Consider the following 20,418-nt stretch of genomic DNA (forward strand, 5'->3'; position numbering starts at 1 on the left):
ACTTCAGGGGAGGTCGCACTGCTATCGTGTCGATCATCACACCCTAAACTGAAACAATATCGCATTTCAGAATTTGGCAAAAGGTCTTGCAAGCCCAAGCCCCTGCCCCTAAACTGAAACATGAATCTGTTTCAGCATTCGATTCGTTCACCGCTCCACGGCAAGCCGCCGCACGACAGGAGAGATCACATGGGAGTTTCCATCACAGAGGGCGCGCGTACCATCACGCCCCCGAACTTCAACGGACCCTACGGACTGCTCATTGATGGCAACATCGTTCAGACTGAGGACCATTTTGACGTCTACAACCCAGCCACAAACTCGGTCCTCGCATCCGCACCCCAGGGCACACGGGAACACATGGAACGCGCCATCGGCGCCGCCAAGCGGGCTTTCCCCGCGTGGGCTGCGCTGACCGCGGACGAGCGCGAAGCGATCATCGTCGAATTCTTCGAGGCCCTCGAGGTCCACAAAGAGGAGTTCATTACCTTGCTCTCACTGGAGCAGGGCAAGCCACGACACAATCAGGCGACGTTCGAAGTTAACCTTGCCAACCCCTGGATCCCCAACACCGCCAAGTCGAGGCTGGAGGACAAGGTTCTGGTGGAGGACGATGAGAAGCGCGTAGAACTTCGCCGCTCACCGCTCGGTGTCGTGGGGGCCATCATCCCCTGGAACTATCCCTACCTCCACGTTCTGTGGAAGACCGTGCCCGCGCTGATCACCGGCAACACCGTAGTTCTCAAGCCTTCTCCCTATACCCCGCTCTGCGCATTGCGGATCGGGGAGCTGGCAGCCCAGGTCTTCCCTCCCGGCGTCTTCAACATCGTCACAGGCGGCAACGAACTTGGGCAGATCCTCACCGAGAGCCCCGACGTCGGGATGATCACGTTCACGGGATCCACGGAAACCGGGACCAAGATTATGGCTTCAGCCGCCGGCACCATCAAGCGGGTCACTCTCGAACTGGGTGGAAATGATCCTGCGATCCTACTCCCGGACGCGGACTGGCAGGACGCCGTGCCGCAGGTATTCAACGCCGCCTTTGGTAACTCGGGTCAGTGGTGCATCGCGGCCAAGCGCATCTACGTACACCGTTCCTTCCATGAAGACTTCGTCAACGCGCTCGTGGACTATGCCAAAACGCAAAAGGTCGGCGACGGCATGGATCCCACCAGCGATCTTGGCCCCATCAACAATCGCATGCAGTACGACAAGCTTCGTGACCTCTTCGAAGACACTCGCCGCCATGGGTACGACGTCCCAGTCGGAGGCACCATCGACGAGTCCCTGGACGGCAACTTCGTTCCAGTCACCATCGTCAACAACCCTCCCGAAAACAGCCGCATCGTCCAGGAGGAACCTTTTGGACCGATCGTACCCGTACTCGTGTACGACGACGTCGAGGACGTCATCGAGCGCGCCAACGCCACAATCTTCGGCCTTGGTGCCACCATCTGGGGGCGAGACGAAGAGCGGGCACTGGCCGTGGCGGACCGCATCGACTCCGGCAACGTCTGGGTCAATCAAGGCCAGAGCCACCCGGATCATGCGCCGTTCGGCGGCCACAAACAGTCCGGCCTGAGCGTCGAACACGGTGATGAAGGCCTGGCTTCGCATACCAACAACAAAACCGTCGTGATTCGAAAGCGCTAGCGGCTTTTCTTCAGCCAAACCATCCCAGGGTGCCGCAGTAGGACCCGCTCATTCACAAGGAGAAACCATGCCCAAGAACCTCAAAGTCGTCCCGACCGACGAATATGACCAGATCGTCACCACAGTTCAGAAGTATGTCGAAGGCCTGCGCGTTGGCAGCCCCGAAGGCGTTGCAGAAGCCTTCCATGAAGACGCCACCATGTACGGCTTTACCAACGGCCAGCTTCTGGGCGGCCCCATCAAGAACTTGTACGACTTCGTCGCCGACAACGGCGCGGCTCCTGATGTCAAGACCCGCGTGGACATCATCGGCATCACCCAGACAACTGCCGTGGTGAAGGTTGACATGGAAAATGACGCCATTGGTGCTGACTACACCGACTTCCACACCCTGCTGAAGCAGGACGGCGATTGGAAGATCATCGCCAAGGTTTACCACCAGTACGAGGCCTAGTCGAACAGAACCGGGGGAGGCTCACCGCCTCCCCCGGTTTTTTCGTTCGTACTGGTATTCAGCACGCGAGGGGCGAGAATGATTTCGGAAACAATCCAGCGAACAGCCGCGCCATTGCGCCAAGAGGTGGTCGCCGCCCTTCGCCGGGCGATCGTTACCTCCGAGTACAGTCCTGGAGAGAGGCTGGTCGAGACTGCGCTTTGCGATAGGTTCTCCGTCAGCCGAACAGTGGTTCGTGAAGCACTGCGGCAGCTGGAATCCGAGCGGCTGGTAGTGACGGTGCCGAACAAGGGTCCTGAAGTTGCAACCCTCACACCCACCGAAGCCCGAAGTCTCTATGAAGTTCGCGGCGCTTTGGAATCGCTCGCTGGAAGCCTGTTCGCTGAACGAGCCACAGAGGCTCAGCGTGGGCAACTCGTTGCGAGACTTTTTGACATCCGTAGAGCAGAGTCAGCTGGCGGGGCGCAGCTGTTGCTGGCCGCGAAAGACAGCTATTACGAAGTGCTTCTGGCTGGTGCTGGCAACAAAGAAATCTCGGGCATGCTTCGGCAAATCAATGCCCGCACTCAAGTACTTCGGGCCCTATCAACGAGTTCCCCTGGGCGGAGTCCGCACATGTTGTCCGAGCTGACGGACATCACAACGTCAGCTGCCATCACTAGAGATCCGGAGGCGGCCCGGCGAGCATGTGAAGTGCATGCATCCAACGCCGCGGAAGCCGCACTCATTGCCATGGAGTCGACCCGTAAGCCTGGGCACCCGTGAATTCATGAATGAACACGAGGACGGAGGGGAGGCGCGCGATTCGCATGCCTCCCCTCCGTTCTTGCAAAAAGCTCGTCTGCTTGTTAGCCAACCAGCCTGGACACAGCCTCTGCCACCGCGGTATCGCCATCGGTTAGCTCGACAATGGTCCGGCTCAACTGCGGGTTATGGAGCGCAGCGTCAATGAACGCCGCGACGTTATCGCGTCGAATGTCTCCGTACTCAATCGCAGGACCGGCCGTTACCCGCCCATCTCCTGGGGCGTCGGTCAGAAGCCCCGGGCGAACTATCAGCCAATCCAGATCAGTGCGCGTGAGGTAGACGTCTGCTGTCTTCTTCGTGCGCATATAGTGCTCAAAACGTTCGTTCACCAATTCACCCCGCCCTGACTCCGGGAAGGCAGATACCAGGACAAAACGGGACACTCCAGCGAGGGCGGCCGCATCGGCGGCCTTCTCCAACCCCTTGCCGTCGATGAGGGTGGTTTGGTCCATCCCGGTGCCATGGGCGCCCGCAGAGAAGACGACGGCATCGTGTCCCTTGAACTTTCCGGCCAACGCCTCAATGGAGTCCTTAATCAGGTCTCCCACTACGGGTGTCGCGCCACTGGAGGCAACGGTGTCAGCTTGAGCGGGATTCCTGAACATTCCCGTGACGGTGTCACCGCGGCCGCTCAGGCGCTGGGCCAGACGTCGGCCTACTCCCCCGGCTGCGCCTACTTGGAACACCTTCATGTGCGTCTCCCTTCACTTTAAGTTCGATATTCATCGTAGTACGACAAGCGTAGGATTTGTAAATCGCCAGGTCCTCGAACTTCTTGGATAATCGAAGCATGCGAACTCTGGACCACCCTACGCCCGACGCGATTCACATCGATGGCGTGCTGTCGGCGCTGGCCGATCCCATCCGGCGTCGGATCGTGACCCAACTGGCCGATGGCCATGACGACCAGGCGTGCATCGCGTTTGAGTTGCCCGTGAGCAAGTCCACGTCCACCCATCACTTCCGCGTGCTACGCGAAGCGGGAATCATAGAGCAGCACTACCAGGGAACGGCGATTCTCAACACGCTTCGGACCGGCGTTATGGAATCGCTGTTTCCAGGTTTGCTCAATGTCGTCATTGCGGCTGAACGCAATTCCGGACTGAGGCAACGAGCATCCTGACGTATGATCGCCCGCATCTAGGTCTGGGGAACCAGGACGTCGCCAACCTTTGACTCGGCAGGGGCCTTGCGGCCGCTTCGGAGTCGAAGCTCAATGTACGTTGCCAGTCGCGATAGTCCCAGATTGATGACAATCATCACAAGCGCGATCACTACCAGCGCCGGTATGTAATTCGAATACGCAGAGCCGGCCTGGATTCCTTGCCGCACTGCTTCCACGTAGGTGATTTGATAACCAAGCGCAGTGTCCTTCAGCGCCACAACCAATTGAGCGACGATTGCCGGGAGCATTGCCGTGATTGCCTGGGGCAGAAGAATCATACGGAGGGTTTGTCCACTGCCCAGCCCAAGAGCCACAGCAGCTTCCCCTTGGCCTCGCGGAATGGCTTTGATTCCTGCGCGCACAATCTCTGCAATCACGGCCCCGTTGCTCAGGGCAAGTCCTGTAACTACTGCCGCCACTGCAAGATCGGTTGACGGGAACAGGTCGTAGTCGGCGAAGAGCTGGAAGCAGAAAATCATCAGAATCAGCAGCGGAATCGCCCGGAAGAACTCCACCACGGCGGCGCACCCGTAGCGCACGAATCGATTGTCGGCGAGACGTCCGACGCCGAGCAGGATACCCAGAATTATGGCGAGGACGATGGCTAACACCGCAGCCTGCAGCGTTCCCACAATCCCGGGCAGAAGGTACGTCTGCCACATTTCAGGCGTGAGAAACGGCTGCCACTTCTCCGGCGCCAGTTGCCGCTTCTCTGCCAGGGCTGCCATGACGAACCATCCGGCCGCTGCCAGCCCAACGACGCACAGAGCACTGATGACGATGTTCAGAATTCGGCCCTTGGGGCCCGGCACGTCATACAGATTGCTGATGGCCGCTCGAGTGTTGCTCATCGCTTGACCTCAAACTTCCTACTTAGGTATCCGAAAGCCGCGCCGGTCGGAAGAGTCAGGCACATGAAGCCGGCCCCGAAGATCAACCCAACGACGATGAGGGCGGAGGTGTTCTCGATCATTTCCTTCATCAGAAGAGCGGCTTCAGCCACGCCTATGACGGAGGCAACCGTTGTGTTCTTGGTCAACGCAATGAGGATGCTGCCCAGCGGTGCAATGACGGCCCGAAACGCCTGTGGCAAGACGACGTGGCTCAATCCCTGCATGAAGTTCAGGCCCAACGACCGGGCTGCTTCCGACTGGCCGGGAGGGACCGTATTAATACCGGCCCTTAGCGCTTCGGATACGAACGTCGACGTGTACAGGCTGAAGGCCAGGACGGCCAGCCTGAACGAGCTGTCTGTGATGGATGTGGGTGACTTTGGATCTGCCAAGGTAATCCCGAGTTGCTGCGCCAACCCGAACGATGCGAAAAGCACCACAAGGGTCAGAGGGGTATTCCGGACGATGTTCACGTACCCGGTAGCAAGCGTCCGCATCGCCCAAATTGGTGAAACCCGCATGGCTGTCAGTACAGTGCCCATTACCAACGAGCCCAGTGCAGACAGCGCCGTGAGTTGCAGGGTGATGAGGAAGGCCGCCAGGATCTGATCCCCGTATTCGTTGAGGATGTTCATGTTAAGTATCCAGTCTCTTGTCTGGCTGCTTCGACTAGTAGCGGTCTACCACTGGCGTGGCGGGCAATGCATAACCGGACGGTCCAACGTTGCTCTCAAACGCTTTGGCCCACGATCCGTCGTCGATCATGGACTGAATGGCGTCGTTGATCTTGGCACGGCCCGCGGTGTCATCTTTCTTCAGACCGATGCCGTAGTTCTCCTTGCTGAAAGTGCTGCCAACAAGCTTCAGCTTTCCCTGATTGGCAGCTGCGTAACCGGCAAGTTGAATATCATCCGTGGTCATTGCGTCAACGGCGCCGCTCTTCAGGGCTTCAACGCATGCGGAAGGGGTGTCGTACTCCTGAAGCTGCGCGTCCTTGCTGTAGTTCTTCTTGATGTTCTGTGCTGGTGTGGAACCGGTCACCGAGCACAACTTTTTGCCCCCATTCAGGGACTCCGGGCCCGTGATATCCGTGGAGTCAGAACGAACCAGGAGCGACTGGCCAGCCAGGAAGTAAGGCCCCGCGAAGGCGACCTTCTCCTTTCGGGCGTCGTTGATGCTGTAGGTATTCACCACATAATCCACCTGCCCGTTCTGGATCAGGCTCTCGCGCTGCGCCGGAGTCGCTTCCTTCCAGGTGATGGAAGACTCCTCAACGCCAAGCTTCTTGGCGACGTACTTGGCAACGTCAACATCGAAACCCTTGAATGATCCGTCCGGAGTCTTGATTCCAAGCCCTGGGCGATCAAAGGAAATACCGATGGTGAGGTGGCCCGACTGAGCGCTTGCTTCAACTGTTTTCGCTTTGTCGGAAGCACCGGAGCAACCGGCGATCGAGCTGGCAAGGAACAGCGCTGCGGCCGGAATGGCCAGGAACTTGAGCTTCACGATGTGCTGCTTTCTAGATTGGGGTGGCTTGTCAGTGGCTGAGGATCTTGCCGAGGAACTCTTTGGCCCGCTCGGTGGTTGGGTTGTCAAAAAACCGGTCAGGGGTTGTGTCCTCGAGGATCTGACCATCGGCCATGAACACCACCCGGTCGGCGGCGCGTCGAGCGAAGCCCATCTCGTGCGTGACTACGAGCATCGTCATGCCTCCTTGTGCCAGCGACGTCATGACATCCAGTACTTCGGTGACCATTTCCGGGTCAAGAGCCGAGGTAGGTTCGTCGAAAAGCATCACCTTCGGCTCCATGGCCAACGCCCTGGCAATGGCAACACGCTGTTGCTGCCCACCCGAAAGCTGGGCGGGGAGCTTATGCGCCTGATTTGCTATTCCTACTCGCTCGAGCAGGGTCATTGCCCGCGTCTGAGCCTCGGCCTTTCCGATTCGTCGCACCTTGAGTGGCGCAAGCATGACGTTTTCGAGAATGGTTTTGTGGGCAAAGAGGTTGAATGACTGAAAGACCATTCCGACGTCGGCCCTGTAGCGCGTCAGCGCCTTGCCTTCCTTGGGAAGAGGCTTGCCGTCGACGGCGACTGAGCCGGCTTCGACGGTCTCCAACCTGTTGATAGTTCGGCAGAGAGTCGATTTTCCCGAGCCAGAGGGACCCAAGACAACCACAACCTGACCCGGGGCAACCTCAAGATTGACATCACGGAGGACGTGCAGAGGTCCGAAATGCTTGTTGACCCCCCGGATGGAGATCATCGCCTTCTTCTCATCACCAGCAGCTTCAGAAGTGCTGTCAACAAACTTTTGCAGTTCCATGTTCGCCATTCATTCGGGGATATTTCGTCTCGACGGTCGTGGCGGGAGGTGCAAGGCTTCTTCCCTGAATTCCCATGTGACCTAAGTTACGAAAGTAAGAATGTTAACATTTGTACTGCAAAGACACTGAGAGGGCAAGTCCGCCGAGAGAGCTCCAAACCTGGACGAAGCCGGCACCGGGGCTTCGTCCACCGGCGGACTTTCAGAAGGACATGTGACTAGCCCGCCCCTTCGAGGTGTTCCCTGCTGTCGAGGTCGGCTTTGATTCTTTCGAACGCAGTCTCGATGTGCTCACGCACCAGCTCTTCGGCCTTCGCACCATCCTTGTCGCGGATCACGCGGAACATTTCCCAATGCTCAGGGCCGATGCGGGTCCTGTAGTCATCATGGCCTTGCTGTCGATTAAGGAGAAGCAGCGCGATTTGCGAACGCAGGCCCAACCAAACCTGCTCCAATCTCTCGTGACCGGCACAGGCGTAGATCGCATCATGAAACGCAATGTCCGATTGGAGCATGTCGCCCCTATCCCCCAGGGCGGCAGCCCGTTCAATGTCCTCGGCACGCACCTGAAGTAGGTCCAAATCCCTCTCGGTGCGGTGTGCAATCAGCCGCTGAACGGCGAGCAGCTCTATCGAGTACCGGAGCGAGTAGATCTCTTCGAGGTCTTTGTGCGTAAAGACGGTAACCCGCGATCCCCGGTGCCAGTCGCCTTGAAGCAGGCCCTCCTGCCGCAGCAAAACGATGGCATCCCTCACTGGTCCACGACTAACGGATAAGGACGCAGCCATCTCCACTTCATTGATCCGCTCCCCGGGAGGTATTTCACCGGCCAGAATCGCGTCACGGATCCGGTCCGCGACATCCTGGGCCATACCGCGACGTTTCAGGGGTGCACGAAGGGTTCCGTTCTTGACATTTGCTGTGGTGTCAGATTTCATAATGTTAACATTCTTGCAGTTGGAGGCTTGCTGGTCACGTCTACCACACTATCCCAGCACTCCATTCGGAACCTGTCCGGATCGCGGGATGCTGCATTCAAGAAGACCGCCTGCTTTCGATGCAGGCTCGATTCCACCACCTGTATCCCCTGAAATTGGAGTATCCCTATGAGTACCGCTACCACTACACGGTTTGGACGGTTTGCTGATCGGTTGCGGGATATTGGTCCGTCGCCTATTCGGGCGATCTTTGATAAGGCTGCGGCGTTGGAAGCTGCAGGTGAGAAGGTGTATCACTTCGAGATCGGACGCCCGGATTTTGATACCCCGCAGGTAGCCAAGGACGCAGCGGCTGCATCGTTGGACCGCGGGGAAGTCCACTACGGCCCTAACGCAGGAACGATGGATCTTCGCCAGGCAATCAGCGGGTATCTGCAAGAGCGCCGCGGGACCGGCTATGACCCGGGCACCGAAGTACTCGTCACGATCGGCGCGAACGAAGCGGTGTTCCTTGCATTGATGGCCTTCTGCGGCCCCGGCGATGAAGTGATCTTCCCCGTCCCGGCCTGGGCGCACTACGAGTCCTGCATCCGTCTGGCCGGCGCCACCCCTGTCCCTGTCCGGCTCGACGCGGACAATGATTACCGTCTCGATATCGACGCGATCGCCGCCGCAATCACCCCCGTGACACGCATGGTCATCCTCTGCACCCCGAACAACCCCACCGGCGGTGTCGCAACGGCCGAGGAAATCGAAAGACTCGCCAGCGTCCTGGAACGGACCGACGCGCTGCTGATGTCCGATGAAATCTACGCCGACCTCGTCTACGACGAGATCCGCCACCAGTCCCCGGCCGCCGTAGGGAACCTTCGCGAACGGACCTTGGTCATCGGCGGCTTTGCGAAAGCCTTCGCCATGGACGGCTGGCGCCTCGGCTGGCTCGCCGGCCCCAAAGAACTCATCACACCGGCACTAAGAGTCCGCCAGTACACCACCGTCTGCGCCCCTACCTTCCTCCAACCCGGCGCGGCCGCAGCCCTCCGCCACGCGGGCCCCGAGGCGGAAGCGATGCGCATGCAATTCCAGGAACGACGCAAAGCCGGTCTCAAGATCCTCACCGGCGTTCCCGGCGTCACGGTAAGCCAACCCGACGGCGCCTTCTACTTCTACCTCACCTACACACCGGAGACCGCCGAACCAGCCGAACAACTGGCGCTACGACTCCTCGAGGAACAACGCGTCGCCGTCGTTCCAGGGACCGCGTTCGACCCCGACGGTGGAACCCACTCCATCCGGATCTCTTACGCCTGCCACATCGACGACCTCACTGAAGGCCTGCGACGAATCGTCCAGACCCTGACCACACCACACCCCAAGGGAGCCTGACCACCCATGACTACGACTATTACCCAGGACCGCCACACCGAAGTGGTGGACGCGATCGTGCGCCTGGCCCCCGACGGCGTCGCCTACGTCCCCTCCGCGTCCATCGCCCCGATCATCAACGGCGTCCTGGACGCCCAAACCAACGGGGACCTGCCCCTGGTGTACCCCGTCTCCCGCGAAGAGGAAGCCATCGGCGTCGTCGGCGCCTACCCGTTCGCCGGGAAATTCGGGGTCATCATCATGCAGGACAACGGCTTCGGCAACGCCCTGACCGCATTGACCACCTTCGCCGTGTCCTACCACCTGCCCCTATTGATCGTCGCGAACACCCGCGGCGGGCTCGGCGAGTACAACTCCATGATCCACACCATCTCCGCGCCCGTCCCCGCGTTGCTGGCCTCCACCAACATCCCCGTCTTCCAGATCGACCGCCGCAATTCGGCCCAGGACTGGGGCGCGACCGTCGCCGAAGCCGGCAACCACGCCCGCATGACCTACCGACCCGTCGTGGTCCTCATGGAATTCTTCGACCCCAAAGACGCAAAGGCAAAAGCATGAAACGCATCGAAGCCCTCCGAGCCATTGTTGAGACCACCGCCGAGGTCCCCGTGATCGCGACCTGCGCCGCGACCTCCCGCGAACTGGCCTCCATCGCCGACCGCGACAACCACCTCTACCTCCTGGACGCCATGGGCCTGGCCATCTCCGTCGGCACCGGCATCGCCCAAGCCATCAAAAACACCCCCCTCACCCGCGCCGTCGTCATCGAAGGCGACGGATCCCTCCTGATGAACCCCGGCTCAGCCATCACCGCCGGCTACCTCGCCCCCGAAAACCTCGTCATCATCCTCCTCGACAACGGCGTCTACGCCTCCACCGCCTCCATCCCCACCCAAGCCGTCACCATCGACCTCGGACGCTTCGCCGAATCCGTCGACCTCAAGGTCCTGCGCGCCAACAACACCGAAGAACTCACCCTCGCCCTGAAACAAACCCTCACCCAGGACGGACCCTGGTTCATCCACACCCGCACCGAACCCGGCAACGAACCAGGCACCAAACTCCTCCTCATCGACCCCGTCACCCACGGCAACCGCTTCCAAAACTGGCTCACCCCACAACTCACCGAGTCAAAGTAGCCAACAATCAAACACTCGCCGGGCCCGAGCGGGCCCGGCAGTGCCCATCTGCTGAAAGCACGAGAACTTCAATGGAAATGACCACCACCGCCTCCGCTCCCCCGCTTGGATTTCCGGAGAAGCTTATGCCCATCGGCGGCTCATGGATCTCCTCGAGCAACGCTGCAACTCTCACAGTCGCCAACCCAGCCACTGGAGCACCCATCGCGGAAGTTCCCTCTGCAACCGTTCAGGACGGCATGTCTGCCGTCGATGCCGCGGTCGACGCACAGCCAGCCTGGGCTGCGACCCCTGCCCGGGAACGCGCCGACATCCTCTTCCGCACCTACGAAGGAATCCTGACCCGTCGCGACGAGTTCGCGGCACTGATCACCGCGGAAATGGGTAAGCCCCTCCCGGAAGCCCAGACCGAAGTCGATTACGGTGCCGGGTTCTTCCGCTGGTTCGCCGAATCCGCCGGCAGGATACACACCGAAGGCCAGTTCGGCGTCGAACCCGGAGGCAACTACCAGATCGCCGTCTCCAAACGCCCCGTGGGACCGTCCCTGCTGATCACGCCCTGGAACTTCCCGCTCGCGATGGGTGCACGGAAGATCGCCCCGGCCCTCGCCGCAGGGTGTACAACGATTCTTAAGCCCGCCGAGCTGACCCCCTTGACTTCGCTGTTACTGGCGCGGGTTCTTGAAGAAGCAGGCGCCCCTGCCGGTGTTGTCAACGTCATCACCACCTCCAATTCCCGCGACGTTATCGCCGCAATTATGAAGGACTCACGAGTCCGGAAGATCTCCTTTACCGGATCGACACAGGTTGGGCGAGCGCTCTTGGCCCAAGCAGCCGAGAACGTCATGAACACGTCCATGGAGCTCGGGGGCAACGCTCCACTGATCGTGTTCGATGACGCTGACCTTGAGCAGGCTGTCGAAGGCGCCATGCTCGCCAAACTCCGCAACGGCGGCCAATCCTGCGTCGGCGCCAACCGCATCTATGTGCAAAACGGCATTGCTGTCGAATTCACTGCCCGTTTCACCGAGCGGATGGCTGCTGCTCGTCTCGGCGACGGCGCACACCCCGACACGGATCTGGGTCCGCTTGTGGATGCAAAACAAGTAAAGACGGTGGCTGCATTGGTGGCCGACGCCATCGCCAAGGGCGCCGTTTGCCTGACGGGCGGAACTATTCCCGAGGGCCCTGGTTGTTTCTACCCGGCGACGGTCCTGACTAACATCCCAGCTAACGCAGACATCCGCACCGAGGAAATCTTCGGTCCCGTCGCAGCAATATACGAGTTCGCTACTGAAGCCGAAGCCATCCACGAAGCCAACAACACCCCCTACGGACTGGCCTCCTACGTCTTCACGGAGAACCTCGCCCGTGCGCTGCGTGTCGCAGACGCCATCGATGCCGGTATGACCGGGATCAACCGGGGTCTCGTCTCCAACCCGTCCGCACCCTTCGGAGGGACCAACGCCTCCGGCCTGGGACGCGAGGGCGGAACCGAAGGCCTCGAGGCCTACCAAGAAACCAAATACACCGGAATTCAGCTTTAACCGGATGGAAGTCGCTCAGTTCGACCAGGAATATGGGGCTGATCCATGCAGACGGTGATGATTTTCCTGGGGATAGGTGCGGGTGTTGCTTCGGTGGTCCTGTCCGTTCCGTCTCTCCGTCGTCGTACCAGTGCCGCAGAGTCGCTGTCTGTGGCAGCAACCGGGGCCGTGATATCCGGTTTGCTGGCGTTGGCTTTTAGTGGTGAGGACCTAGCCGGTCCTGTGAGTGCACTCAATCTATTGCCATCGGCGACCGGTGCGGCAGCATTGCTGGGGTTAACGCTCGCCTCAGGGCGGACACGCACACCACCTCACCAGCGATACTGACTGTACCGGGAAGCGACCGGCCCAAGGAACGGTCCTTTCCCGGTCTGATGTCACCAATTCTGGCGGGTTGGGGAGATCACCAAATCGTTGACGGTGGTATTTGCTGGTTGGTTTAGGACATAAACCACGGCGTCGGCCACGGCCTCCGGGGTAATAGCCAGTGCATTGAGCTCCTTGGCCGCTGCTCGTCCCGCAGGGTCGCCCACCTTGTCCGCCCACCCGGTGTCTATGACTCCGGGGCTGATAGTGCTGGCCTGAATACCGTGTTGTACTCCCAGTTCCTTGCGCATGCTTTCGGTGATGGCTCGTACGAAGAACTTGGTTGCGCTGTATACGCCGGCAGATTCACCAATCTGATGACCCGCCACTGACGCCATGTTCAAGATGTAGCCCGATTGACGCTCTAGCATGATTGGCAGGACGGCCTGGATACCGTTGAGATACCCCCGGATGTTCGTATCGATCATCCGGCCCCAGTCGTTCACAGCCAGATCTTTCCAAGCGGAAAATAGCATTAGCCCTGCGCTGTTGACCAAGATGTCTATGCCGCCGAAGGTCTCGACGGCATACAGGGCCAGACCCTCCATATCTGCAGAATCCGTAACGTCGGCGACACGCGCTGCCGCGGTTCCCCCAGAGGCACGAATCTCCTCAACGAGGGCGTCGAGGCGGTTCTGGTCCCGGGCAGCGAGCACCAGTTTCGCGCCATGTGCTGCCAGTGCCTTGGCTGCTGCGGCACCGATGCCCGATGACGCGCCGGTGACAATGATGGTCTTGTTGAGCAAGTGATTCATGGAGAGACCTTCCTACTTCTTACGACGTTGTACGGCGTAGCCATATTGTGCGGGCCACTGGGGTTCGATGCCGAGCTCACTGGCAGCCTGCTGCGGCCAGTACGGGTTGCGGAGCAGCTCGCGGCCCAGGAATACGGCATCTGCCTGTCCAGCCGTCAAAATGTCCTCAGCCTGGTGGGCGTCGGTGATAAGTCCCACAGCACCGGTAGCAATTCCAGCTTGGTCGCGTGCTTGCCCCGCAAAGGGAACCTGATAGTTGGGACCGACCGGAATCTTGGCGTCCCGAACAATGCCTCCGCTGGAAACGTCAAGGAAGTCAACCCCGTGAGCCTGTAGTTCTTTGGCCAGACGGACGGTGTCGTCGGCGGTCCAACCCTCGCGGGGATCATCGTCGTTCTCGCTTAGCCAGTCGGTGGCTGAGGTACGGAAGAAGACGGGGAGGTCCTGAGGCCAGACTGCCCTGACGGCGTCCACTACCTCGAGCGCAAAACGCATCCTGTTTTCGAAGCTTCCACCATAGGCATCCGTGCGTTTGTTGGACGCCGGAGACAAGAAGGAGTGGATCAGGTATCCGTGAGCGCCGTGGACTTCGACAACCTCAAACCCAGCTTTGAGAGCCCGCTTCGCGGATTCGGCGAAATCGGTGACAAGCTGCTTGATTTCGGCGACGGACAGCTCCGTTGGCTGAGACAGTCCTTGGAAGGCTTCCGGGCTGGGGCCGACCGCAGTCCAGCCGCCGTCGCGTTCGCCCAAGTACCCATCAGAAATCCAGGGCTTGTCAACGGACGCCTTTCGCCCCGCATGCGCTAACTGGATAGCGGGCACCGACCCAAAAGAACGGATTGCTGCCGCGATGCGAGCAAAAGACTCTTGCTGTTTGTCATTCCACAGCCCCAGATCCCAGTGGCTGATGCGCCCATCGGGCCTCACACCGGTTGCTTCGACCATGACCAGGCCGGCACCGCCTGCCGCACGACTGGCCAAGTGGGTCAAATGGAAATCCGTGGGGACGCCGGTTTCCGGGCCCTCGGCAGCGGCCGAGTACATGCACATCGGGGACATCCAAACCCGGTTCGGAATTGTTAGATCCCGCAGCTTAAGTGGAGCGAAAAGGCTACTCAAGGAAATCTCCTTCTTGGTTCTGTGTGGAGGACGACGGCCAGCGTTGTGCACGAGCCGACCCAAGTACGATAAGCCTCGTAGTATGTCGGTTGTCAAACTACGATGAGTGTCGTACCTTTGATGTTGACCAACGAAAGGGGCACCATGCGCTCTGCCGCAGCTACATCTGAGGCGCGACTATTGGATCACCCCGAGCCTGAAGAGATTCGACTCGAGGCAGTTCTACACGCACTGTCGGATCCCATTCGCCTGAAAATTGTCGGCGACCTGGCCATGGGGCACGACGACATGGCATGCATCGCATTTGAGCTGCCCGTGAGCAAATCCACGTCGACGCACCACTTCCGCGTGCTTCGGGAGGCTGGCGTCATTCAACAGCATTACCGGGGGACATCCCGGATCAGCAAACTACGCAACGACGACCTTCAGGCGAGATTCCCGGGACTGCTGGATGCCGTACTACTGTCGTCGGCGGACGCGTCAACGACGACGGAACGCACCGGGGATTGACTTTCCGGACGGACATTCGGGTATTGAGGTGAGCGACTGAAAGGCCTACCACTACTCCCCCACTGCAGCGAAGCGGGAAGTGACAGTGCCCAGATCGAACTAATTTGCCCCCACGGCAGTGTGCCCGTGGGGCGCACTTTCGGCATCATTCGTGAAACTGGCAAGCGCAATGTCACCCGCGTTCTTAACGTGGGCACGGCACAGCCTGCTGGCTTCATCCGCATCTCGGCTACGGACCGCCCGAACGATCTCGTCCAACTCAGCCACCGTCTGGTCAAATCGACCCGGAGAGGACAGGGTCATCCTGCGCAGCATGGTTACACGGTTGTTCAACTGCTGGAGCATCTGCGCGAGTACGTGGTTTCCGGACCCAGCCAAGAGAACCTCATAGAAGCCGTTCTTCGCCTGGAGTACGTTTATCTGATTGGACGCAATGTCCGACTCGTGGAGAGTTCGAACAGAGGCGGCGAGCTTGTCGATTTCGGCGTCTGACGCCTTAATCGTGAAGCAATATGCGAGGTGCCCTTCAATGAGCCCCCGGGCCTCATAAATTTCACGGGCATCTTCCTCGGTGATCACCGCAACTGACGGGCCCTTGTGGACCACGTTGGTTATCAGCCCTTCGGCCTCCAATTGCTTCAGCGCTTCCCTCAGGAGAGTACGACTAACACCGAGCCTGTCGCAGAGGTCCCGTTCTATAAGCTTTTGCCCGGGTGTGAAGGCGCCGTACAAGATAGCGTCCCGCAGCGTGTTTTCGGCTAGTTTCCGCAGCGACATGTCGTCGCGCTGCAGCCTCAAACCCAGTGGTGACTCCATGACAACCTCCCCTCCCCGTCGTGAATATGCCTTGACCTAGGGTACTACGGGCAGGGCCAGACCGGCCATAATGACTGGCGATCCGATTGTCCGACACGCCACCCCCCCGAGAAGGCGGACGAAACCGCGCCAAAAGTCTATTGCCCTGACACCCTCCCACCCCTATACTCATCCAAAGAACTGTTTTGTATGACAAAAATGCATTGAGACAATCGTACTCAGCAGTTTTGGTGTGATCTGCACTTCCCGAGGAGGGGATGGAGCAGATACCGACCGTAAGGACAAAGTAATGGTCAATGAAGACCTGAACCTCGATTCGGCCCCGAGAGCAATGGCGGCCGAAAATCACGAGACAGCTGTAGCAATCCAGGACGTGAAGAAGTCCTTCGGGGAGACACAGGCCCTGCGAGGAGCCAGCTTCTCCGCGCGTGCTGGGGAAATCCACGCGATTGTCGGTGAGAACGGCAGCGGGAAGAGCACGCTGGCGAAAATCATGTCCGGCATCGTTCTCCCCGACGAGGGATCCGTGGACATCCATGGTCACCACGTGTCGAGTCCCGCCGAGGCACTCAAGACAGGCGTCGCGACCGTGTTCCAGGAAGTCCTCGTCGCAGAAGGCGCCAGTATTTCGGACAACGTTTTCATCGGATCGCAGGGCGTATGGCGCTCCCGCATGTCCAGGAGCGAGCAGCACCGACGTGCAACCGATGTGCTGGAGCAGCTTATGGGCCATCCCGTCGACGCCTCGGCATTGGTGGAAACCCTGAGTCTGGCAGACCGGCAATGGGTCACCATTGCGCGCGCCCTTGTCCGTTCCCCGAGAGTAGTGATCTTCGATGAGTCCACGGCGGCACTCGACCTATCGGGGGCCGCACGGCTTTACGCCCAAATGGAGAGGCTCCGTTCCGACGGTGTCTGCGTCGTGATTGTTACTCACCGTATCGCTGAGCTCACGACTTTCGCCGACAGTGCAACTGTTCTGCGCGACGGAATCGACGTCGGGATCCTCAGAGGCAGCGAGATCACCGAATCCCGTCTCATTGAACTCATGACCGGCGTCAAGGAGCGGAACGGCCTGGCAACTCAATCGCGCAGGCTCTCCAAGGGCGGAACGGCAGACATCGTCCTTCAAGCCGCCGGTCTCGTGGCAACGCAGGGAGCACGGCCTTCGGACTTTGTGCTGCATAGTGGGGAGATCGTCGGCTTTGCCGGGCTGGATGGTCAAGGTCAGGCTGAGTTCCTCCAAACCCTCACGGGCGTTCGACAGGCGATCAACGGCGAAGTTACCGCCGTTGCCAGGACCGGCGCGGAGCACCCAATCAGCAACCTGGCAGGGGCTATAGCAGCGAACGTCTCCTATATTTCAGGCGATCGACGCAAGGAGGGGATTTTCCCAAACCTCAGCGTTTTCGAGAATTTCGGAATGCCGTTGTACCGTCATGACCGCCGTGCCGGCGTCATCGACAGGACGGCCATCTCCGCGCGCTTTGATGACATGTCCAAAACCCTGAAGCTACGGGCAGGCGCATCGTCGAATCCCATCACCTCCCTCAGCGGCGGTAATCAACAAAAGGTCCTCATCGGTCGGGAACTGGCTCAAGATCCGCAGGTTGTTGCCCTCAACGATCCCGCACGGGGAGTCGACATCAGCACAAAGCGTGAACTGTATGCCCAGTTGGAACATCTCGCCTTGGAAGGGGCCGGAATCATTTATCTCTCTACTGAGATCGATGAACTCATCGGGCTCTGCGACCGTGTGGCCGTTTTCCGCGACGGCGCACTCCTTGGTTGGGTGACCGGCGACAACATCACCTCCGACCGCGTTCTTGCCGGAATGTTCGGTCACCTTGAAGCAGACTTCGACGTCGAGAAAGCACTGGTGGAGCAGCAATGAAACAACAAAGCCGATTCGGCAGATTCACCAGCAAATCTGCCTACGCATTCGCCGCGTGGGGTTTGCTTGCCGTCCTTCTCATCGTGTGCGCAGTACGCGCGCCTTACCTCTTCACCGCCAGCGGAATCGGAGGGCTGCTGGTCTCGGCCGTACCTCTGATCCTTGTGGTGATGGGAATTACCGTCACGGCCCTGGTGGGCAGCGGTGTCGATCTGTCCGCTGGTCCGCTGATGATCTTCGTCAATGTCACCCTCGTCAAAGTCCTCTTCGACCAACAGATAGGGTCACCCGTTGCTGTCATCGCGTGGGCACTTAGCATTGGAGTCTTGATACAAATCATCCAGGCCGTCGTCATTACGGTCGCCCGCATCGAACCTGTGATCGTGACTCTGAGTGCATTCCTGGCATTGTCCGGCATCAACCTGGTTATTCTGGCACAGCCTGGCGGACAAGCTCCGAGGTGGCTCGCTGAATGGGGGTCCGGCAGGTCGATACTCGCCCCAATGACGATCGTTCTGATCACGGCAATATTGGGTTGGTGGGCATTCACCAGGACCCAACTGTTCACGAATCTAAGGCTCGTCGGGTCGAACCAACGCACCGCGTTTGTCAGCGGAGTACCCGTAACAATGATCCGCGTCGTCGCTCACGGTATTTCCGGGTTGCTGATTGGTGCGGGTGGCCTGGCCTACACCGGTCAGATAGCGTCGGGAAACCCCACCCAAGGAGGCACCTACACACTCGCAGCCATCACGGCCCTGGTGCTTGGAGGTATCAGCCTTGCGGGTGGCCGCGGCGGCGTATTGGGCTCCATTCCCGGGGCCATCGCCGTCACGCTTATCTCATTCACGCTGACCACGTTCTCACTGGGGTCATTGGCTTCATTCGTTGTGCAGCTCTCGTACGGCCTTATCCTGGTTGCAGCACTCCTGATCAGCGTGATAATTCCATCACTGTGGCGCAAGCGCCAGGAGGTAAAAGCATCATGACCACCGTCAAAGCGCAACAACGCACCATCCGGGTACCGCTGCTGTCCAAGGCCTCGGGGCAAAAGAACGTCATCCTCGGGCTCATCATGCTGGCGGCTTTACTTGCCGTCGGCGCCGCCACAGTACAAGGTTTCCTCTCCGGCTCGAATGTTCGCTCCATGCTGCTACTCGGCGCATTCCTTGGCCTGGCATCGGTTGGGCAGACTCTCTGCGCGTTGCTCGGTCGGGCTTGACCTCTCCATTCCCTACTTGATTGGTTCGGCCAACATCGGGACCCTCTACATGATCAGCTCTGGCGTACCGGCCGGCATGGCGATCGCGATAACTCTTGTTCTCGGCATCGTTATCGGAACGATAAACGGCCTCATAAGTCTCCATCTCCAGAATCAAGCTCTCATCGTGACGCTGGGTGTTGGATTCGCCACGGTAGGGGCAACACAGGTTCTCACCAGCGCCGGCGCATCGAATGCCGGGGGCACGAGCGGAGTGGTACCTGATTGGCTCGCCAACATTTCCTCACTGAGCGGAGAAACGTTGGGTCTCCCTGTACCTCCAGTCATCCTCATCTGGCTTGTTCTCGCCGCTGCCCTGATCTTCATCATGCGTTCAACATGGTTTGGTCGGAGCACATACGCCTTGGGTGGAAACCGCTCAGCCGCACGGCTCATGCTCATCTCCGAACCGCGCCGGTGGGTCACTGTCTACGCGCTCAGCGGCCTCTTCTCAGGAGCCACAGGAATACTCCTGCTCGGCTTCACTGGTGGAGCATTCGTGCGTGTGGGCGATCCCTACCTGTTCCTCACCGTGGCCGCAGTTGCCGTGGGCGGAACCTCCTTGCTTGGCGGCAGGGGAGGATATGGCAGCACTCTGGTCGGCGTGCTCGTCCTTATCGCCCTGACCTCGCTCTTGGTGGGCTACGGGTTGAACAACAACGCACAACAATTTGTACTCGGCCTCCTGATCGTGCCCCTCGTCGGCTTCTACGCGCGCAATCCCCACATCAGACAGCAAATCTAATCCCGAGACATCCACATCAACTGTCCGCCCAAGGGAAACTCCGGCAGTGGCGCCGCAACCCGGGATCGAGTGAATACATGAAGGACCGAAATGACTAACCAGTATGAAGCAGACGAACACAGCGAACTATGGAATGCCGGAATCAAGGTACGCCGGGAGGTTCTCGGGGATTCATACGTCGCTGGTTCCCTCGAGCGCACAGCCGGAACCGAAAGTGAAGCCCTGCAGACCCACATCACCGAAACAGTGTGGGGTGCCGTGTGGACGCGGCCCGGCCTGGACCGTCGAAGTCGTAGCCTCCTCAATATCGGCATGCTGGTCGCGCTCAACCAGCACCACGAACTTTCTGTACATGTCCGGGGCGGCCTAAGGAACGGTTTAAAACCAAGCGAGATCGTGGAGTCAATCGTGCAGGCCACCGCCTATTGCGGCGCACCTGCGGGGCTCGCAGCGATGCGTGTCGTCCAGGAAACGCTCAATGAAGTTGCCCGCTCCGCCGGCGCCGACGAAGTCACTGGCGCCGAGGCTGACGCCGACGAGATCAAGGCAATCTAGGCCCCCACAATGACATGATCGCCGGCGTTCGAAAGTGCGCTCAAGCCCGGCTGGGAACCCCCGCCGGGCTTTTGCGTGCCCCT

The 20,418-nt window shown here is 59.6% G+C and carries 23 protein-coding genes; 14 read left to right on the plus strand and 9 right to left on the minus strand.

The window, feature by feature from the left end; genetic code table 11:
• Nucleotides 1–189 precede the first annotated feature (189 nt).
• The 3 genes from ACTAQJ_RS06765 (at nucleotide 190) to ACTAQJ_RS06775 (ending at nucleotide 2,875) form a co-directional block, all read left to right on the plus strand.
• On the plus strand, nucleotides 190–1,656 hold the full coding sequence (locus tag ACTAQJ_RS06765) for an aldehyde dehydrogenase family protein (protein ID WP_477516091.1): 1,467 nt from the start codon (nucleotides 190–192) through the stop codon (nucleotides 1,654–1,656).
• A 67-nt stretch (nucleotides 1,657–1,723) separates the two neighbouring features.
• Nucleotides 1,724–2,110 carry a nuclear transport factor 2 family protein gene (locus tag ACTAQJ_RS06770; protein WP_431114747.1) on the plus strand — a complete coding sequence of 129 codons (387 nt, stop codon included), beginning with the start codon at nucleotides 1,724–1,726 and terminating at the stop codon, nucleotides 2,108–2,110.
• A gap of 78 nt (nucleotides 2,111–2,188) precedes the next feature.
• Nucleotides 2,189–2,875, plus strand: coding sequence for a GntR family transcriptional regulator (locus ACTAQJ_RS06775; RefSeq protein WP_498701508.1), 687 nt, complete (start codon nucleotides 2,189–2,191; stop codon nucleotides 2,873–2,875).
• A gap of 83 nt (nucleotides 2,876–2,958) precedes the next feature.
• Here ACTAQJ_RS06775 and ACTAQJ_RS06780 read toward each other — a convergent pair whose 3' ends face one another.
• Nucleotides 2,959–3,609, minus strand: coding sequence for an SDR family oxidoreductase (locus ACTAQJ_RS06780; protein WP_498701509.1), 651 nt, complete (start codon nucleotides 3,607–3,609; stop codon nucleotides 2,959–2,961).
• 98 nt (nucleotides 3,610–3,707) lie between these two features.
• Between ACTAQJ_RS06780 and ACTAQJ_RS06785 the strand changes: the two genes are divergently transcribed.
• The gene (locus ACTAQJ_RS06785) at nucleotides 3,708–4,040 is read left to right on the plus strand and encodes an ArsR/SmtB family transcription factor (protein WP_477516951.1); all 333 of its coding nucleotides are present in this window, start codon (nucleotides 3,708–3,710) and stop codon (nucleotides 4,038–4,040) included.
• 17 nt (nucleotides 4,041–4,057) lie between these two features.
• Here the strand turns inward: ACTAQJ_RS06785 and ACTAQJ_RS06790 are convergent, their stop codons facing one another.
• The 5 genes from ACTAQJ_RS06790 to ACTAQJ_RS06810 all read right to left on the minus strand — a co-directional run bounded on the left by ACTAQJ_RS06790 (nucleotide 4,058) and on the right by ACTAQJ_RS06810 (nucleotide 8,239).
• Nucleotides 4,058–4,933 carry an amino acid ABC transporter permease gene (locus ACTAQJ_RS06790; protein WP_498701510.1) on the minus strand — a complete coding sequence of 292 codons (876 nt, stop codon included), beginning with the start codon at nucleotides 4,931–4,933 and terminating at the stop codon, nucleotides 4,058–4,060.
• On the minus strand, nucleotides 4,930–5,610 hold the full coding sequence (locus ACTAQJ_RS06795; protein ID WP_477516953.1) for an amino acid ABC transporter permease: 681 nt from the start codon (nucleotides 5,608–5,610) through the stop codon (nucleotides 4,930–4,932). Before ACTAQJ_RS06795 ends, ACTAQJ_RS06790 begins: the two co-directional genes overlap by 4 nt.
• A 34-nt stretch (nucleotides 5,611–5,644) precedes the next feature.
• Entirely contained in the window at nucleotides 5,645–6,481 is an 837-nt protein-coding gene (locus ACTAQJ_RS06800; protein WP_039240846.1) for a glutamate ABC transporter substrate-binding protein, read from the minus strand.
• Between the two features lie 31 nt (nucleotides 6,482–6,512).
• The gene (locus tag ACTAQJ_RS06805) at nucleotides 6,513–7,241 is read right to left on the minus strand and encodes an amino acid ABC transporter ATP-binding protein (RefSeq protein WP_498702158.1); all 729 of its coding nucleotides are present in this window, start codon (nucleotides 7,239–7,241) and stop codon (nucleotides 6,513–6,515) included.
• A 278-nt stretch (nucleotides 7,242–7,519) separates the two neighbouring features.
• Nucleotides 7,520–8,239: a GntR family transcriptional regulator gene (locus tag ACTAQJ_RS06810; RefSeq protein WP_498701511.1), complete on the minus strand. Its 720-nt coding sequence runs from the start codon at nucleotides 8,237–8,239 to the stop codon at nucleotides 7,520–7,522.
• A gap of 168 nt (nucleotides 8,240–8,407) precedes the next feature.
• Between ACTAQJ_RS06810 and ACTAQJ_RS06815 the strand changes: the two genes are divergently transcribed.
• The 4 genes from ACTAQJ_RS06815 (at nucleotide 8,408) to ACTAQJ_RS06830 (ending at nucleotide 12,311) form a co-directional block, all read left to right on the plus strand.
• Nucleotides 8,408–9,625 carry a pyridoxal phosphate-dependent aminotransferase gene (locus ACTAQJ_RS06815; RefSeq protein WP_498701512.1) on the plus strand — a complete coding sequence of 406 codons (1,218 nt, stop codon included), beginning with the start codon at nucleotides 8,408–8,410 and terminating at the stop codon, nucleotides 9,623–9,625.
• A gap of 6 nt (nucleotides 9,626–9,631) precedes the next feature.
• Entirely contained in the window at nucleotides 9,632–10,183 is a 552-nt protein-coding gene (locus ACTAQJ_RS06820) for a thiamine pyrophosphate-binding protein (RefSeq protein WP_442017917.1), read from the plus strand.
• Nucleotides 10,180–10,764, plus strand: coding sequence for a thiamine pyrophosphate-dependent enzyme (locus ACTAQJ_RS06825; RefSeq protein ID WP_442017916.1), 585 nt, complete (start codon nucleotides 10,180–10,182; stop codon nucleotides 10,762–10,764). Before ACTAQJ_RS06820 ends, ACTAQJ_RS06825 begins: the two co-directional genes overlap by 4 nt.
• Nucleotides 10,765–10,841: 77 nt before the next feature.
• Nucleotides 10,842–12,311 carry an NAD-dependent succinate-semialdehyde dehydrogenase gene (locus ACTAQJ_RS06830; protein WP_442017915.1) on the plus strand — a complete coding sequence of 490 codons (1,470 nt, stop codon included), beginning with the start codon at nucleotides 10,842–10,844 and terminating at the stop codon, nucleotides 12,309–12,311.
• Nucleotides 12,312–12,688: 377 nt separating this feature from the next.
• On the opposite strand, the gene ACTAQJ_RS06835 is transcribed toward ACTAQJ_RS06830, so the two are convergent.
• Nucleotides 12,689–13,432 carry an SDR family oxidoreductase gene (locus ACTAQJ_RS06835; protein WP_498701513.1) on the minus strand — a complete coding sequence of 248 codons (744 nt, stop codon included), beginning with the start codon at nucleotides 13,430–13,432 and terminating at the stop codon, nucleotides 12,689–12,691.
• A gap of 12 nt (nucleotides 13,433–13,444) precedes the next feature.
• Complete coding sequence (locus ACTAQJ_RS06840; protein ID WP_442017913.1) at nucleotides 13,445–14,554, minus strand: NADH:flavin oxidoreductase/NADH oxidase; 1,110 nt, start codon at nucleotides 14,552–14,554, stop codon at nucleotides 13,445–13,447.
• Nucleotides 14,555–14,656: 102 nt separating this feature from the next.
• Between ACTAQJ_RS06840 and ACTAQJ_RS06845 the strand changes: the two genes are divergently transcribed.
• On the plus strand, nucleotides 14,657–15,064 hold the full coding sequence (locus ACTAQJ_RS06845; protein WP_498701514.1) for an ArsR/SmtB family transcription factor: 408 nt from the start codon (nucleotides 14,657–14,659) through the stop codon (nucleotides 15,062–15,064).
• A 99-nt stretch (nucleotides 15,065–15,163) separates the two neighbouring features.
• Here ACTAQJ_RS06845 and ACTAQJ_RS06850 read toward each other — a convergent pair whose 3' ends face one another.
• Nucleotides 15,164–15,880, minus strand: a complete 717-nt coding sequence (locus ACTAQJ_RS06850; RefSeq protein WP_442017911.1) for a GntR family transcriptional regulator — start codon at nucleotides 15,878–15,880, stop codon at nucleotides 15,164–15,166.
• Between the two features lie 289 nt (nucleotides 15,881–16,169).
• Here ACTAQJ_RS06850 and ACTAQJ_RS06855 point away from each other — a divergent pair, with 289 nt between their 5' ends.
• The 5 genes from ACTAQJ_RS06855 to ACTAQJ_RS06875 all read left to right on the plus strand — a co-directional run bounded on the left by ACTAQJ_RS06855 (nucleotide 16,170) and on the right by ACTAQJ_RS06875 (nucleotide 20,335).
• Nucleotides 16,170–17,774, plus strand: a complete 1,605-nt coding sequence (locus ACTAQJ_RS06855; protein ID WP_498701515.1) for a sugar ABC transporter ATP-binding protein — start codon at nucleotides 16,170–16,172, stop codon at nucleotides 17,772–17,774.
• The gene (locus ACTAQJ_RS06860; RefSeq protein WP_431114732.1) at nucleotides 17,771–18,763 is read left to right on the plus strand and encodes an ABC transporter permease; all 993 of its coding nucleotides are present in this window, start codon (nucleotides 17,771–17,773) and stop codon (nucleotides 18,761–18,763) included. The genes ACTAQJ_RS06855 and ACTAQJ_RS06860 overlap by 4 nt, the downstream gene beginning before the upstream one ends.
• The gene (locus tag ACTAQJ_RS06865) at nucleotides 18,760–18,996 is read left to right on the plus strand and encodes a hypothetical protein (protein ID WP_498701516.1); all 237 of its coding nucleotides are present in this window, start codon (nucleotides 18,760–18,762) and stop codon (nucleotides 18,994–18,996) included. The genes ACTAQJ_RS06860 and ACTAQJ_RS06865 overlap by 4 nt, the downstream gene beginning before the upstream one ends.
• A gap of 49 nt (nucleotides 18,997–19,045) precedes the next feature.
• A complete protein-coding gene (locus ACTAQJ_RS06870) occupies nucleotides 19,046–19,780 on the plus strand; it encodes an ABC transporter permease (protein WP_498701517.1) in 735 nt (244 codons plus the stop codon).
• A 90-nt stretch (nucleotides 19,781–19,870) separates the two neighbouring features.
• Nucleotides 19,871–20,335, plus strand: coding sequence for a carboxymuconolactone decarboxylase family protein (locus ACTAQJ_RS06875; RefSeq protein WP_442017907.1), 465 nt, complete (start codon nucleotides 19,871–19,873; stop codon nucleotides 20,333–20,335).
• Nucleotides 20,336–20,418: the final 83 nt, after the last annotated feature.

The organism is Arthrobacter sp. alpha11c (assembly GCF_054149985.1).

Excerpts from the sequence above, each read along its gene's own strand:
- ACTAQJ_RS06765 (WP_477516091.1), top strand. The coding sequence starts at position 190 with ATGGGAGTTTCCATCACAGAGGGCGCGCGTACCATCACGCCCCCGAAC.
- ACTAQJ_RS06770 (WP_431114747.1), top strand. The coding sequence starts at position 1,724 with ATGCCCAAGAACCTCAAAGTCGTCCCGACCGACGAATATGACCAGATC.
- ACTAQJ_RS06775 (WP_498701508.1), top strand. The coding sequence starts at position 2,189 with ATGATTTCGGAAACAATCCAGCGAACAGCCGCGCCATTGCGCCAAGAG.
- ACTAQJ_RS06780 (WP_498701509.1), bottom strand. The coding sequence starts at position 3,609 with ATGAAGGTGTTCCAAGTAGGCGCAGCCGGGGGAGTAGGCCGACGTCTG.
- ACTAQJ_RS06785 (WP_477516951.1), top strand. The coding sequence starts at position 3,708 with ATGCGAACTCTGGACCACCCTACGCCCGACGCGATTCACATCGATGGC.
- ACTAQJ_RS06790 (WP_498701510.1), bottom strand. The coding sequence starts at position 4,933 with ATGAGCAACACTCGAGCGGCCATCAGCAATCTGTATGACGTGCCGGGC.
- ACTAQJ_RS06795 (WP_477516953.1), bottom strand. The coding sequence starts at position 5,610 with ATGAACATCCTCAACGAATACGGGGATCAGATCCTGGCGGCCTTCCTC.
- ACTAQJ_RS06805 (WP_498702158.1), bottom strand. The coding sequence starts at position 7,241 with ATGATCTCCATCCGGGGGGTCAACAAGCATTTCGGACCTCTGCACGTC.
- ACTAQJ_RS06810 (WP_498701511.1), bottom strand. The coding sequence starts at position 8,239 with ATGAAATCTGACACCACAGCAAATGTCAAGAACGGAACCCTTCGTGCA.
- ACTAQJ_RS06815 (WP_498701512.1), top strand. The coding sequence starts at position 8,408 with ATGAGTACCGCTACCACTACACGGTTTGGACGGTTTGCTGATCGGTTG.
- ACTAQJ_RS06820 (WP_442017917.1), top strand. The coding sequence starts at position 9,632 with ATGACTACGACTATTACCCAGGACCGCCACACCGAAGTGGTGGACGCG.
- ACTAQJ_RS06825 (WP_442017916.1), top strand. The coding sequence starts at position 10,180 with ATGAAACGCATCGAAGCCCTCCGAGCCATTGTTGAGACCACCGCCGAG.
- ACTAQJ_RS06830 (WP_442017915.1), top strand. The coding sequence starts at position 10,842 with ATGACCACCACCGCCTCCGCTCCCCCGCTTGGATTTCCGGAGAAGCTT.
- ACTAQJ_RS06835 (WP_498701513.1), bottom strand. The coding sequence starts at position 13,432 with ATGAATCACTTGCTCAACAAGACCATCATTGTCACCGGCGCGTCATCG.
- ACTAQJ_RS06845 (WP_498701514.1), top strand. The coding sequence starts at position 14,657 with ATGAGTGTCGTACCTTTGATGTTGACCAACGAAAGGGGCACCATGCGC.
- ACTAQJ_RS06850 (WP_442017911.1), bottom strand. The coding sequence starts at position 15,880 with ATGGAGTCACCACTGGGTTTGAGGCTGCAGCGCGACGACATGTCGCTG.
- ACTAQJ_RS06855 (WP_498701515.1), top strand. The coding sequence starts at position 16,170 with ATGGTCAATGAAGACCTGAACCTCGATTCGGCCCCGAGAGCAATGGCG.
- ACTAQJ_RS06860 (WP_431114732.1), top strand. The coding sequence starts at position 17,771 with ATGAAACAACAAAGCCGATTCGGCAGATTCACCAGCAAATCTGCCTAC.
- ACTAQJ_RS06865 (WP_498701516.1), top strand. The coding sequence starts at position 18,760 with ATGACCACCGTCAAAGCGCAACAACGCACCATCCGGGTACCGCTGCTG.
- ACTAQJ_RS06870 (WP_498701517.1), top strand. The coding sequence starts at position 19,046 with ATGATCAGCTCTGGCGTACCGGCCGGCATGGCGATCGCGATAACTCTT.
- ACTAQJ_RS06875 (WP_442017907.1), top strand. The coding sequence starts at position 19,871 with ATGACTAACCAGTATGAAGCAGACGAACACAGCGAACTATGGAATGCC.